Consider the following 14,512-nt stretch of genomic DNA (forward strand, 5'->3'; position numbering starts at 1 on the left):
ATCATGGACTTCTTACGAAATTGGCGAATGTCCGGATTACTGCTCTGTCTGGCTTTTTCCGGCGGATTTTCTCATGCCGGAGAAAAACCGATCCCGCTCCAAAAAGTGCGCCTGATGACGGCCTGGTTTCCTCAGTCGCAATTTGCGGGATATTATGTGGCGGTCGACCAGGGTATTTATAAAAAGTACGGTTTGGATGTGGAGATTATTTCCGGCGGACCGGACAAGGATCAAGGTATTTACCTTCAGACGGGGAAGACGGATTTTGCCATTAGCTGGCTCGCCCCTGCCATGGTTAACCGTGAGAAGGGCATTCCCATGGTGCTCGTGGGACAAGTGATGGAACGCTCGAATCTTGCGCTCGTCGGGTGGAAAGAGAGAGGGATTCGTTGCCTGAATGATTTACAAGGCCGGCGGGTGAGTCTTTTTCAAGGATGGCCGAGGCCGTCAATGTATGCATTCCTGCGGGCACAGAATCTGGATGTGGAATTAGTCCCGCAATATTTCACGATGGATCTTTTCCTGAGGCGTGGGGTGGATGTTGCTTCGGTGATGACTTATAATGAATACAATATGCTTTATCTTTCAGGTGTGGATGCTTCCGAGCTCACCCTGATCCGCCTGTCCGACCTGGGTTTTGTTTTCCCCGAAGACGGGATATATACCTTAGACAAGACACTGTCCGAAAATCCTGAGATGACTCGAAAACTTGTCGCCGCCACCAAGGAAGGTTGGGAATTTTCCCGCAATAAACCTGAACTCGCCTTAGCCTCAGTGATGAAGCGGGTGAATGAAGACCATTTGCCGACCAATATCACTCATATGAAAATGATGTTAGAGGAGATATTGGCTTCCATATTTCCAGAGGGAAAAAACGGTAAACACGCGGGAAAACTTTCAATGGAGGATTTTGAGAGTTGTGCGAAACAAATGAAAGATGCCTCATTACTCAATGCATTACCTGTGTATGAGCAGATGGTTTACCCGGGGGCCCGTTATGCTCCATAAACTCAAGATCGCACCACGCCTGGCGATATTAATCATCCTGGGAGTAGGGACGGTTACGGGCATTGCGACCTATTTTGATTATGTCATGGGGCGTAAAATGTTCAGTGAGGAATTACACGGGCGTGTCGAGAATCTTGCCGCTGCCACAGCCGGGGAAATGGAGGTGGTCAAACGGGCCGTCGAAAAAGTCGTCCAAGAAGTCGCAGTCGTCCTCGAGGATAATAAGCTTTCAACCGAGCAAAGTTACCGTCTTTTGGAAAGGACTTTAGAACGGCATCATGAGCTTTACGGGGCGGCCATTGCCTTAGATACACCTGCGCTGGATGGTAAAAATAAACCTATTGTGCCTTATGTCCACCGGACCTTGGAAGGTAACAAAAGGGTGAATCTCCACGTCGACGGATATCATATCAAGGAGGCAGACTGGTATTTTTTGCCTTATCAACTCAGGAAACCGGCTTGGACCGAGCCTTATTTTGATGAGGGTGGCGGGAATATTATCATGGTGACTTATTCTGTGCCGCTCCGTGATTCCAAAACGGGTAAATTTATCGGCGTGGTTACGGGGGATGTCTCTCTTGAGTGGTTGCGCACTCTGGTCGAGGGGATGGATCTGGGTGAAGGGGGAAAGGCTTTTATTATTTCGCGGAGCGGGACGTTTGTGACGTATCCGGATAAAAATGATATTATGACACAAACCATTTTTAGTCTCGCCGAGGAAAAGGGTTGGACAGGAATAAGGGCATTAGGTCAAAAGATGATCCGGGGGGAGAAAGGTTTCGAGCCTGTAGATCTGACCAATGATGATGGTGATGAATTCTGGATCGCGTATACGCCTGTCTTAGACATGGGCTGGTCATTGGGTGCTTTTTTTCCGCAACGACAGGTGATGGCGCGGCTTTATGAGCTTGGCAAAGTGAGATTGATCATGTGTCTGGCTGGAGGGCTCGGCTTGATTATTGTCGTCTGGAGAATCGCCCGTTCAATCACCCGCCCGTTGACCGATCTTGAGACAGCGGCAGAAGGACTTGCTTCCGGGAATCTTGACACTCCGATACCGGTTTTACCGGGTAAAGACGAGGTCGCCACTCTCTCGCGCAGTTTTTCAAAAATGCAGGGGGACCTGAAAAGTTATATTTCCCGGCTGGAAGATGAGGCGTCTCAACGCGCAAAAATCGAGACAGACCTCAAGGTCGCTCATGATATTCAGGCTAGCCTCGTGCCCCGAAATTTCGACCTTACTACTTATTCGCATCGAGTGAGTGTGGCGGCTGATCTCCAGCCCGCCCGCGAGGTGGGCGGGGATTTCTTCGATTTCTTTTTCTTGGATTCCGACAGATTTTTCTTTGCCGTCGGGGACGCCTCCGGAAAAGGAATACCGGCCTCCCTTTTTGTGGCGGTCACTCAGGCTTACCTACGTGCTTTTATCCGCAGTGATGATGATCCGGGCAGGGCTTTAGCTAGGGTCAATGATGCGTTGGCCGACTCGAATGACACGAATATGTTTATTAGCCTTTTTTGTGCGATCCTCAATGTGAAAACCGGTGAACTCGTTTTTGCGAATGCCGGGCATAACCCCACGTATCTCTTGGGCCCCGGCCTTGTCTCAAAATCCTTAGTAATGGGTAAAGGGGGACTATTGGGGATTTTCCCCGGACAGACTTTTGAAACCGGACGGACTCGGCTCCAACCGGGCCAAACCCTACTGGGTTACTCGGACGGGATTGTAGAGGCAGAGAATGCGGCTCAAGAATTTTATACCGAAGAAAAAATGGCGGAGTTCATCGCTACTTGCGTCGGAGATACCCCCGAGCAAATTGTTTCAAAGCTCAAAGCAGATGTCGCTACCTTCGTCGCCGGTGCCGACCAGTCCGATGACATGACGATTATCGCGGTGAATTTAAAATAGTGTCCCCGTGTCCCCTTTAGAGCATCTTTGCAATTTGTTTGAGCGTTCTAACAAAGATATCGACCTCGGTTGTGGTGTTATAGAGGTAGAAGCTCGCCCGGGCGGTGGCTTCGAGTCCGAAATGGTGCATGAGGGCTTGGTTACAATGGTGCCCGCCGCGCAGGGCAATCCCGTGTGCATCAGCCAAAGTCACGATATCACTGGCATGGGCTTTGGGGAATACGAAACAAATTGATCCTGCATGGTTTTGTGCCGGGCCCAGAATACGGATATTTTCGATGCCGCGCATTTGATCTAGGGCATAGGCGGTTAATTCCAGATCGTGGGTAAAAATCGTTTCCCTCCCGATAGCCTCGATATAATCCACAGCAGCGCCCAGCCCGATAGCTCCCGCGATATCGGGGGTCCCCGCTTCAAACCTGGCCGGTGCTGATTTATAAGTGCTATGGATGTACTCCACCCGGTCGATCATATTCCCGCCACTTTGATAAGGGGGCATCGAATCGAGGAGGGCCTTGCGTCCCCAGAGGACACCGATGCCTGTGGGACCGCACATTTTATGCCCACTAAAGACGAGGAAATCGCAGTCGAGATCCTGCACATCCACCGGACAATGCCCGATGGACTGGGCAGCGTCGATCATTGACACCGCACCGTAATGGCGGGCGAGGGTGCACATTTGTTTCGCGGGATTAATGGTGCCCAGGGTATTGGAAATATGGGTGAATGCCAGTAACTTGACTTTCCCGCTGGATAATTTGTTTTCGAGTTCTCCCATGTCGAGGAGACCTTCGTCGCCATTGACCGTGAGGTAATCAAGAGTGGCTCCGGTGTGTTGCGAAACAATTTGCCACGGCACCATATTACTGTGGTGCTCCATCTGGGTCAGTAGGATGGTGTCCCCGGGTTTGAGGAATGTGCGGCCCCATGCCTCCGCCAGCAGGTTAATGCCCTCAGTCGTACCGCGGGTGAAAATAATCTCCTCCTCCGAGGTAGCATTGATGAATTTTGTGACCTTGAGGCGTGCTTGCTCGAAAGCGGTCGTGGCGCGGTTGCTGAGGTCATGGATGCCCCGGTGGACATTGCTATTGTCCTTCAAGTAAAAGTCGCTGATGGCCTGGATGACGGAGACCGGCTTCTGGCTGGTGGCGGCGTTATCGAAATAAATCAAGGGCTGTCCATTGACCTTTTGGTCAAGAACCGGGAAATCTTTCCGGAGGGTTATTACATCGAGGGGATTAGTAGTGAGAGTGGACATATAATTTCAGGAGATGCTTTCAGTGTGCGGGGCTTTGAGTTTCCCCATTATTGGGTTGCATCATCATGGCTGTAATATAGGCCAAGAACTTGATTAGGTAAAGTTTACCCACTTAAAAATCCCTACAGCAGGCCCATCTGGAGTTTGGCGGCTTCGCTCATCATGCCTTGGTTCCAGGGTGGATCCCAGACGACCTCGACATTACAGCTTTCGACACCGGGAATGCTTTCGACTTTGCTTTTAGCATCTTCGGCGATGACCGGGCCCATGCCGCAACCGGGGGCGGTCAGGGTCATTTTGACATCGACATTGCGTTTGCCATCGGGACTGATCTGGGCGTTACAACTGTAAACCAGTCCGAGGTCGACGATATTGACCGGGATTTCGGGATCGTAACAAGTCTTGAGCTGGCGCCAGATCATCTCTTCATTAAAATCAGTGTCCTGCGCATTTTGTGCAGCGAGAGCTGCGGCGGAGATTTCTTTGCCGAGTGCATCAGCATCTCGCGCATCGATCCGGGCGAGGCAACTACGGGACATGACGGTGAAATTCCCGCCGAGGCGCTGGGTAATGGTTACTGTTTCACCCGAGGTCAGCGTGATTTTGTCGCCCATGGGGATGGCGACGGCTAATACATCCCTCGTTAAAGTCACTGTCTCATGTTCATTCATATTTTTTTTTGTTTCCTGACAAAATTAATCACTTACGGCGGGTTAGTCCCTCCAAAAAAATCATCTGGTCAAATCATACCGGTTAATTTGCCTTCGACAAGCTTGCTGGCATGCGCACGGAGAGGTTCATTCTCGATACGATCGAGGATCTCTTGGGCAAATGCCTGCGTGAGCATGACCCGCGCTTTTTGCTCGGCGATGCCCCGGCAACGCAAATACTGGATGGCTTCTTCATTCATTTCACCGACGGTAGCCCCGTGGGTGCATTTGACATCATCGGCATAAATCTCAAGCTGCGGTTTCGTATTGACCGTGGCGTCCCGCCCCAAGAGGATAGCGCGGTTAGTCTGTTTGGCATCCGTTTTTTGGGCTTCTTGCCGGACAAAGATTTTGCCGTTAAAGACCCCGCGTGATTTTCCAGCGAGGATACCGTGGTAATATTCATGGCTACCACAATGGGGTTTACGGTGATCGACCAAGGTATGATGGTCGCAGAGTTGATCATTTTCCATGGCGTAGATACCGAAAAGCAGGGCGTCGATATTTTTCCCGTTCAGGTGCAAATGGATATTGTGCCGGGAGAGCTTGGCCCCGATGGCGACCGAGTGGTTCATAAAGCGGCTGTCGGAGGCGAGCTCGGCTTGGATCGTCGCGATGTGGTAACTCTCCATACATTCATCTTGGAGCTTAATGTGTTCGAGCCGTGCGTTGGATTCCACAAATACCTCAGTGACAGAGTTTTTCAGCGTGGGCATGTTGCAGCCACAGCAAATATGGCTTTCGACAATGGTCGCATCACTGCCGCTTTCGGCTACAAACAAATTGCGCGGCTGGATAGCTGTCCCGGTTTCAGTCGTCGTGATAAAGAGGAGATGAATGGGGTTTTCCACGTGCAAATTGCGCGGGATATGGATCACGATGCCGTCCTGGATGAATGCGGTATTCAGCGCGACGAATCCATTATCCGCGGCCGCGACACTTTTGCCGACATACTTTTCGAGGAGGGAGGAATGTTCCCTGAGAGCCTCGGCAAAAGAACAAACAATGGCACCGGTGGGTAAATGGCCGGGCTTTGACAAGCGGGGAGAATATTGTCCGTCGATAAAAACGATCTCATGCGCGCCCATGGCAGTGAGGGAATAACGGGCGAAATCCTCGCCGCGCAAATTGCTCTGGGCCTTGGCGGTCTGGGGTTTGAATGGCATATCTGCGACTGGGGCGGTATTTGTGTAACGCCATTCCTCGTGTTTCACCGTGGGGAATCCCAGCTCGCTAAAGTGCGCGATGCCGGAGCTGCGCAGGGACTTTAACCATTTTGGGGTAGAGTTATCCTGAGAGTTCTCGAATTTCTCGTGTTCCTCGATGAATTGCGCAATCTGGTGGTTAGCCCCGAGGAAAATATTTTCTATGGATGGGTTCATGGCGGGTTAGACTCCGGCGGGTTGGGCGGCGGACTCGATAATCCAGTCATAGCCATCTTTCTCGAGCTTGAGGGCGAGGGATTTGTCCCCGGTCGAGATGATTTTACCGGCGGAAAGGACATGGACAAAGTCGGGGATGATATAATCAAGCAAGCGTTGGTAGTGGGTAATGACGACTGTGGCATTATCCGGGCGGTGGAGTTTATTGACCCCTTCTGAGACGACTCGCAGGGCATCGATATCGAGGCCGGAGTCTGTCTCATCAAGGATCGCAAGTTTCGGCTCCAGCACGGCCATTTGGAAAATTTCATTCCGTTTCTTTTGGCCCCCGGAGAAACCTTCATTGACGGAACGTTTGAGCAGGTCAGGGTCGAGATCGACGAGTTTCATTTTCTCGCGGACGTAGGCGAGGAAAGGACCGGCATCCATCTCGGGTTCACCCCGGTACTTACGGATTTCATTATAGGCAGAGCGGAGGAAATAAATGTTATTTACCCCTGGAATCTCGATCGGGTATTGGAATGCGAGGAAGAGCCCTTCGCAGGCGCGTCCTTCCGGTGGGAGGTCGAGGAGGTTTTTGCCGCGGTAAATGACTTCGCCCTGGGTGACCTCAAAAGAGGGATGTCCGGCGAGGACTTGGGAGAGTGTGCTTTTGCCGCTGCCATTGGGTCCCATGATGGCGTGGACTTCGCCCTCGTTGACGATGAGGTTGATCCCTTTGAGGATTTCTTTGCCTTCGATTGAGGCGTGCAAATTGCGTATTTCCAAGAGTGCCATAATAGATTGTTTTCCTTTTTAAATTTAAAAAATTCCGGGGATTGTCCGCCTTATCCCACACTGCCCTCGAGGCTGATGCCGAGGAGTTTTTGGGCTTCGACGGCGAATTCCATCGGGAGCTGCCGGAAGACTTCCTTACAATAACCATTCACGATCATATTCACCGCGTCTTGAGTCGTGAGTCCGCGTTGGTTCAGGTAAAAAATCTGGTCTTCACCGATTTTGGAGGTGGTCGCCTCATGCTCGACCTGTGCGGTGGGATTTTGTACGTCGATGTATGGAAAGGTATGGGCACCGCAACGGTCACCGATCAGGAGGGAGTCACACTGGGAGAAATTCCGTGCGCCGTCTGCTCCCTTGAGCACTTTGACCTGCCCACGGTAGCTATTCTGTCCACGGCCTGCGGAGATTCCTTTGGAGATGATCGTACTCCGTGTGTTTTTTCCGATATGAATCATTTTTGTGCCGGTATCGGCTTGCTGCATATTATTCGTCAATGCGACGGAGTAAAATTCGCCAATGGCATTGTCCCCTTGCAAGATGACACTCGGATATTTCCAGGTGATGGAGGAACCCGTCTCGACTTGGGTCCAGGAGATTTTGGAGTTCCTCATGCATTTTCCGCGTTTGGTCACGAAATTATAAATGCCTCCCTTACCTTGCTCGTCGCCCGGGTACCAGTTCTGCACTGTGCTATATTTTATCTCCGCATTATCCATGGCGATGAGCTCGACGACGGCCGCATGGAGCTGGTTCTCGTCGCGCATCGGGGCGGTACAGCCCTCGAGATAACTGACATAAGCCCCTTCTTCCGCCACGATCAGGGTCCGTTCAAATTGCCCGGTATTTTTGGCATTGATCCGGAAATAGGTCGATAACTCCATCGGACAACGAACCCCTTTGGGGATAAAGACAAATGAACCGTCGGAATAAACCGCGGAGTTCAGCGCGGCATAGTAGTTATCCGTATAGGGCACCACGGTTCCCAGATATTTTTTAATCAGGTCGGGATGCTCATGACACGCCTCGGAGAATGAGGAAAAGATCACGCCTTTGTCGGCCAGTTGTTTTTTAAAGGTCGTATGCACCGAGACACTATCGAATACCACATCCACGGCGACCCCGGCGAGGCGCTCCTGTTCCTTGAGGGGAATCCCGAGTTTCTTATAAGTTTCGAGGAGTTTCGGATCGACTTCATCCAGGCTTTTGGGCGCGTCCTTGGCTTGTTTCGGCGCGGAATAATAGATGATGTCCTGATAATTGATCGGGGGGTAAGTAACATTTGGCCATGCGGGTGGCTCCATCGTGAGCCAGTGGCGGTAAGCCTTCAAACGCCATTGCGTCAGCCAATCGGGTTCATTCTTCTTTTTCGAAATGGCGATGACGACATCCTCATTGATCCCCGGCGGCAGGGTATCGGCATCGATCAGGGTTTCAAACCCGTACTTATACTCTTGGGAAACAAATTGCTCAATTGTACTGCTGGAATCGCTCATAAAATCTAGCTTATGGTTAGGCCGCCCGTTTAAAGCGGATAAAATTAATCCTATTCCGAATATACTCACTCACAGGGTCTTGTCAAACAAGACTATTTTAGTCTTAATAAGAGACTTAATCTCAATAGGCTTCAAGAAAACCTTGACCAGTCTCAATAATACATCATCATAATGAGACAAATCTCAAAAACAAGGCGTTTTTTCAGGGGAATTCGCCCACCCGGGTCGACTCATCAGTTTTGATACCGGAGCGGATACAAGTTTCCCCCACCTTCTTCATGACTCGCCAAAGCTATTCACCACGAAGATCACGAAAGGCACAAAAGATGGGGGGACGTGTCGGCCAAACTAATTCTGTAGGGCAAGCGGCCCTGCTTGCCGAGGGTCGGGGAGCTCATGCGTCCCCGCGTGCATCCCCCGAGGGCGTCCCCGCCCGATGGGGCCATGCAGGCCACGAACGGCCCTCGGGGCATTTGTCAAAAAACGGTGGCACGGGCGCCCGCCTGCAACACGCAGGGACTAAACTCCAGAAAAAATAAGTTTCTCGGGAAGTCCGCAAAGGACGCAAAGTTTTTCCGGTTTCCGCGTGTAAGGCGAGCGGCCCTGCTTGCCTGCCGGAGAAATTTTCTGGAAAGATATCTCAAATCGCTGCCTGCTCCTATCCCGTAATAAATCGTAGGTCAATCGTCATAATGTCCTCTGGCTTGGGGCTTAAATTCCAAGTGCATTCTTGAGATCTTCGATGGATTCAAATGCCCGATTTTTTGAATCAGGGGTAGTCAGTGCCTTCCGAAGGCGGGCAGCGTTCCTTGGGGAACTTATCAGTTTTTCGGTGGTGTCCTGAGCGGCTGGTTTGGGCGGCAGGGTTTTCTCCAAGATAAACTCTTTTAATGTCATCCCGGAAAAAGTGGCCAAAGTCTTGATTTTCCGGCGCTGCTCTGGGTCGATTTCAATGGTGAGACGGCTCATACCATCAATATTGTCCAGATGGATGCTATGGTAAACCTTTCAGGCCGAACCCCGCAAGGATCTTGCACGTCTGGTCAACGACGATTAAAAGTGAGCACTGACGACAATTAAAAGTGACCAGTGGATGACCTGTGGTCCCGTCGGTAAAACCTGCGCTTGCAAAAAAGGCATCACCATCCCCGTCCACAATATCACTGTGGTCAGATATTTCCTGAAAGAGGATAAGTGTTTGTCTAATCTCAACATCCTCGGGTGATTTAAAAGAACTTATCCTCCCTCGGAAAGGAATTTGCTCGGGGCTTTCCAATGCGATTTTCTTCCAAAGCCCTTTTACACGTCCTTAACAATTTTGTTGTTGGTAAACATAATCGTTTAACAGGGGGGAGGGGAGATTTGAGGGGTGAAAGAGGGAAGGTGTAAACTCATGAAAAACTTTTTTATTCTTATACTGGTGACCTGTTTTACTTCGGTTTTATGTGCGGGGGAAGTCAATCTCCTCAAAAATCCGGGGCTAGATTTATTGGAGGATAATCCGAAACAGGCGGAGGGCGTCCCGGCCCGCGGGGTTAAGCAAATTGCTTTTTTTCTGGAAGGAAAAGATAATTCCGGGTTGATTTCGAAATGTTTTCGGGGCAAATTGTTTCGAGTCATACAAGTGTGAATCACAATTTCCCGGAGTAAACTAACCTTAACTTTCTTATCCTTATGAAAACCCTCGTAATCGATGTCGGTGGTACTCATGTCAAAGCGCTTGCAACTGGGAGGAGGGGGCCGATTAAGATACCTTCCGGCCCTAAAATGACTGCCCAAAAAATGGTCACTGAAATCATGAATGCCACCGCTGACTGGAAATATGATGTTGTCTCGATCGGTTACCCGGGCCCGGTGGTGCAGGGGTTACCGCTGAAGGAGCCGCATAACCTCGCCAAAGGCTGGGTCGGGTTTAACTATAAAAGTGCTTTTGGGCGCCCGGTCAAAATCATTAATGATGCGGCCATGCAAGCCCTCGGCAGTTACCAGGGTGGACGGATGCTTTTCTTAGGGTTAGGCACCGGGCTGGGGTCGGCTTTGATTGTGGAAGGGGTTCTTGAACCGATGGAGTTAGCCCATTTGCCCTACCGCAATGACAGGACATACGAGGAGTTTTTGGGTGTGCCTGCCCTAGAGAAGGATGGCAAAAAGAAATGGCTCAAACACCTTGCCGAAATCGTGACTATTCTGAAAAATGCATTCCAAGCTGATTACATCGTCCTCGGGGGAGGTAATGCGAGGCTGGTGGAAAAAATCCCCGATGGAGCCCGGTTGGGCGGGAATGAAAATGCTTTTCTAGGCGGATTCCGCCTATGGATGAAAGCTTACAACCGTCCAAGCACCCACCGATTCACCCATTAAACAATGGCTCATGCGGGGGTGGGGAAAAATAGGCTTTTTCTACTTGTCGGGATGGAGGTGTTTGGCGAGGAATCTCTCCATCGTGGCGTAGAACTCCATACGATTTTCTTCATTATGGAAACCGTGTCCTTCATCGTCCTTCACGAGGTACTCGACTTCGACGCCCCGTTTGCGGAGGGCCTCGACGATCTGGTTTGATTCCGCGATATTTACACGGGGATCTTTGGCACCTTGGACAACGAGGAGGGGGGCTTTGATTTTATCCGCGTGGAAAACCGGGGAGGCGGCCTTTAGCATATCGGTTTCCTTCTCGGGATGGCCGACTTGTTCATACATCATTTCCAGATAAGGTTTCCAGTAGGGGGGGATAGTTTTCATGAAGGTGAGGAGATTCGAGACACCCACATAATCGACACCGCAGGCATAAAGATCAGGGGTGAAAGCCAGTCCGGCGAGAACCGCATATCCGCCGTAGCTACCCCCGTAAATACCGACTCTTTTAGGGTCAGCGATACCTTGATCGATGAGCCAATGCACGCCGTCAGTGACGTCGTCCTGCATTTTTAGGCCCCATTGTTTGAATGAGGCTTCCCAGAATTTCCGGCCATAACCTGTCGAGCCCCGGAAATTAACCTGAAAAATGGCGTAACCCCGGTTGGCGAGGAATTGGACTTCGGGATTGTATCCCCAGCTATCCCGGTGCCAAGGGCCCCCGTGGGGATTTATCACGACAGGGAGATTTTTTGCCGGGCGGCCTTTGGGCAGGGTTAAATAACCATGGATCGTGAGGCCGTCGCGGGATTTGTAAGAGACGGGTTTCATCTCGGTGAGGTCGGCGGGGTTCAGCCAAGGACAGGCATTAGCGAGCTCCTCGAGTTTATCGGTCTGGACGTTATAGAGGTAATAAATGCCGCGCAGTGTGTCACTGGTGGCCCGGACGATAAAAAGGTTTTCAGCATCATCGGTGCCGGTAATCTGGACTTCGACACCGGGGAGGAGGGTTTGTAGGCGGGTAAAGATTTTCTCAATGACTGGGTCGAGGAATTTGCGGTTCACCTTTTCTTTTTCGAAGGTGATCGTCGTGAGTACCTTGCGTTTACGGGAATAATGCAGGCTCTCGACATCCACGTCGGGGTCTTCATAAAGGACTTCGAGCTCTTTACCGGTGGCCGGATCGATTTTGACTATGGCGGATTTATCACGCCCGAGATTTGAGGCCGCATAAACGAATTGGTTATCAAAGGTGAAAAACTGGGGGGAAATGCCCTCGCGGAAATTCGTCGTCAGGACGGTTTTGAAAGGTGCCTTTTCATTAGGGCGGTAGAGTAAACTGGTATTGACCCCGTCGGTGGTGGTCGCCATCCGGATTTTTCCTTCATGGTCGGTGATCCAATTGCCGATATTACCCGGATTTTCCGCGACCATATTCATCTTGCCCGACTGGATATCCAGCCGGTAAACGTCGAAGACTTCGGGGTTACGTTTATTCATCCCGATCAAGACATCGGTGTCACTAATATCCTCGAGGTTATCCACCATGCCAGCGCGGACTTTATCGAAAGGAGTGAGGTCTTTGGCCCCTGAGCCGTCAGGATTCGCCGAAAAAAGATGGAAATTCTCGTCACCGCCGAAATCGCGGGAATAAATGATCCGATCCCCTTTCCAGAAATAGGAGGATATATCCCGGTCTTTGAGGTCGGTGACACGGGTCGCCTCGCCCCCGGAGGTTTTCCGGACAAAAACATTCATCCGGTTTTCCCAAGGTGCGAGATAAGAGATGTATTGACCGCTTGGGGAGATTTGGAAAGCGGCTTTTTCGGGGTTACGGAAAAAATCTTTAAGCGGGATCATAGGCGGTTTTGGGGTGGTATTTTTCTGGGGGGAACAGGCCGTGGCGGCCAGTAAAAGGCTGAAGCAGGTGATGAGATTGCGTAAATGCATAGAGGAACGGATTTTAACACACGACCCAAGGGCAAGTTGCTCTCCTATTTTTCCCAATCCCGGATCACGGCGAGTATTTCTGTGGGGCTATCGACGAGGAGGTCAAAGGTGGGAATACAGTTTGTTTCCAGTTCCTTGCGGGAATGAATACCCCAAGTCACCCCGATACTGCGCATCCCGGCATTTTTGGCGGTTAATGCATCGACAGGACTGTCCCCGATATAGACGGATTCAGTAGTGCCGGGTGAGGCGGCCTTGGTGAGTCCCCGGGGATCGGGTTTCGGGGCGGGCATATCTTCTTCCCCGGTAATCGTCTCGAAATACGGGCCCAGACCGAGGTGATGGATGACTTTGCGGATCAGAGAGCCTTTGTTATTACTCAGGATACATTGTCGGAATTTAAGGGAGTTCATTTCCCGCAGCAGGGGTGTCACTCCTGCGTAGGGTCGGAAGAGGCCGGGTTCATTTTCCACCATGAGGTCGATGGTTTGATAAAACTCAGTAGCCATCTGCTCCGAGGTATCACCGTCATTGATCCCGGCGGCCATACCCATGCGCTGTGCAGTGGGCCATCTCATTTGCTCCACGATCTGTGCGGGAGTCTGCGGGAGGACCCCGTATTTGTGCAGGACCACATTTGTCCCGTGGACGACGGTGGGTAGGGAATCCATCAATGTCCCGTCATAATCGTAGATGAGTGTCGTAATCATGATGCCCCCTAAAAAAATAGTTTCCCTCAAGACTCGACTTTATCGTGGGAAGGAATGATTTCAATGGTATTTAAACCGTTTTTACGCCTATGATCTGGGGCTTATGGCGATCATTGGAAAATGGAATAAACTCAGAGTGCTCCGTGACACTTCTCCCGGTATGTATTTAGATGACGGTCATGGCGGGGATATCCTGCTGCCCGGAAAATATATCCCGCGCGATTTGCGTGAAGGTGATGACATCGATGTCTTTGTTTATCTCGACTCAGAGGATCGCCTGGTCGCGACCACCGAGAAACCATTTGCCACAGTCGGGGAATTTGCCGCCCTGCGAGTGGCGGGGATTAACCGCAATATCGGTGCGTTTTTGGAATGGGGTTTGCCCAAGGATTTGCTCTTACCCTTTCGCGAACAGCTCGGCCCGCTCCGTGAAGGGCAGACCGTCGTCGTCTATATCTATCAAGATATCCAATCCTCCCGCTTGGTCGGGACGATGCGCCTAAAAAAGCATCTCAGCCAGACCCCGCCCCCTTATACACAAGGCCAGGCGGTTAACCTCTTGGTGACGAACCCGACCCCGCTTGGATACAGTGCGATTATCGAGAATCAATACACGGGGTTACTTTTTAACGACCATTTGTCCGGCCCTCTCAAAGTCGGGCAGAAACTCAAAGGATTTATCCAGTCCGTGCGGCCTGACGGGAAAGTCGATCTCCGGCTCGATGAATCCGGCTACCAGAAAGTCATGCCCCTGCGTGATTTGATCCTCCTCGCCCTCAAGAGGAACCGCGGGCGTTTGGAGCTGGATGATAAAACCCCACCGGAAGACATCCGGGAACGTTTCGGTGTCAGTAAAAAAACTTTCAAACAAGCCCTCGGTGCCCTTTACAAGGAGCGCATCATTATTTTTGAAAACCAAGGTATCCGCCTGCTGGATCAGGATAGTAAAAAATAACGAGG

Annotated in this window: 12 protein-coding genes; 4 read left to right on the forward strand and 8 right to left on the reverse strand. The window is 51.1% G+C overall.

The genetic code is table 11. From position 1 onward, the window contains the following. Window positions 1–3 precede the first annotated feature (3 nt). Entirely contained in the window at window positions 4–1,008 is a 1,005-nt protein-coding gene (locus SGI98_06330; protein ID MDZ4743020.1) for an ABC transporter substrate-binding protein, read from the forward strand. Continuing rightward, window positions 968–2,917, forward strand: coding sequence for a SpoIIE family protein phosphatase (locus SGI98_06335; protein MDZ4743021.1), 1,950 nt, complete (start codon window positions 968–970; stop codon window positions 2,915–2,917). The genes SGI98_06330 and SGI98_06335 overlap by 41 nt, the downstream gene beginning before the upstream one ends. Before the next feature lie 16 nt (window positions 2,918–2,933). Here the strand turns inward: SGI98_06335 and SGI98_06340 are convergent, their stop codons facing one another. The 6 genes from SGI98_06340 to SGI98_06365 form a co-directional block, all read right to left on the reverse strand. Further along, entirely contained in the window at window positions 2,934–4,175 is a 1,242-nt protein-coding gene (locus SGI98_06340) for a cysteine desulfurase (GenBank protein ID MDZ4743022.1), read from the reverse strand. Window positions 4,176–4,297: 122 nt separating this feature from the next. Continuing rightward, window positions 4,298–4,846, reverse strand: coding sequence for a putative Fe-S cluster assembly protein SufT (sufT, locus tag SGI98_06345; protein ID MDZ4743023.1), 549 nt, complete (start codon window positions 4,844–4,846; stop codon window positions 4,298–4,300). Between the two features lie 68 nt (window positions 4,847–4,914). Beyond that, window positions 4,915–6,267 (reverse strand): Fe-S cluster assembly protein SufD, encoded by a 1,353-nt coding sequence (sufD, locus tag SGI98_06350; protein MDZ4743024.1) that lies wholly within the window; start codon window positions 6,265–6,267, stop codon window positions 4,915–4,917. Between the two features lie 6 nt (window positions 6,268–6,273). Beyond that, window positions 6,274–7,044 carry a Fe-S cluster assembly ATPase SufC gene (gene sufC / locus SGI98_06355; protein MDZ4743025.1) on the reverse strand — a complete coding sequence of 257 codons (771 nt, stop codon included), beginning with the start codon at window positions 7,042–7,044 and terminating at the stop codon, window positions 6,274–6,276. A 50-nt stretch (window positions 7,045–7,094) separates the two neighbouring features. Further along, complete coding sequence (gene sufB, locus SGI98_06360) at window positions 7,095–8,540, reverse strand: Fe-S cluster assembly protein SufB (protein MDZ4743026.1); 1,446 nt, start codon at window positions 8,538–8,540, stop codon at window positions 7,095–7,097. A 711-nt stretch (window positions 8,541–9,251) separates the two neighbouring features. Then, the gene (locus SGI98_06365) at window positions 9,252–9,509 is read right to left on the reverse strand and encodes a DUF1778 domain-containing protein (GenBank protein ID MDZ4743027.1); all 258 of its coding nucleotides are present in this window, start codon (window positions 9,507–9,509) and stop codon (window positions 9,252–9,254) included. 705 nt (window positions 9,510–10,214) lie between these two features. On the opposite strand from SGI98_06365, the gene SGI98_06370 reads away from it, so the two are divergent. After that, complete coding sequence (locus SGI98_06370; GenBank protein ID MDZ4743028.1) at window positions 10,215–10,901, forward strand: ROK family protein; 687 nt, start codon at window positions 10,215–10,217, stop codon at window positions 10,899–10,901. A 39-nt stretch (window positions 10,902–10,940) separates the two neighbouring features. On the opposite strand, the gene SGI98_06375 is transcribed toward SGI98_06370, so the two are convergent. Then, the gene (locus SGI98_06375; GenBank protein MDZ4743029.1) at window positions 10,941–12,842 is read right to left on the reverse strand and encodes a S9 family peptidase; all 1,902 of its coding nucleotides are present in this window, start codon (window positions 12,840–12,842) and stop codon (window positions 10,941–10,943) included. Between the two features lie 44 nt (window positions 12,843–12,886). Further along, entirely contained in the window at window positions 12,887–13,552 is a 666-nt protein-coding gene (locus SGI98_06380) for an HAD family hydrolase (GenBank protein MDZ4743030.1), read from the reverse strand. 103 nt (window positions 13,553–13,655) lie between these two features. Here SGI98_06380 and SGI98_06385 point away from each other — a divergent pair, with 103 nt between their 5' ends. Continuing rightward, window positions 13,656–14,507, forward strand: a complete 852-nt coding sequence (locus SGI98_06385) for a S1-like domain-containing RNA-binding protein (protein MDZ4743031.1) — start codon at window positions 13,656–13,658, stop codon at window positions 14,505–14,507. Window positions 14,508–14,512: the final 5 nt, after the last annotated feature.

The sequence above is a fragment of the Verrucomicrobiota bacterium genome (genome assembly GCA_034440155.1).
Taxonomy (GTDB): Bacteria; Verrucomicrobiota; Verrucomicrobiia; order JAWXBN01; family JAWXBN01; genus JAWXBN01.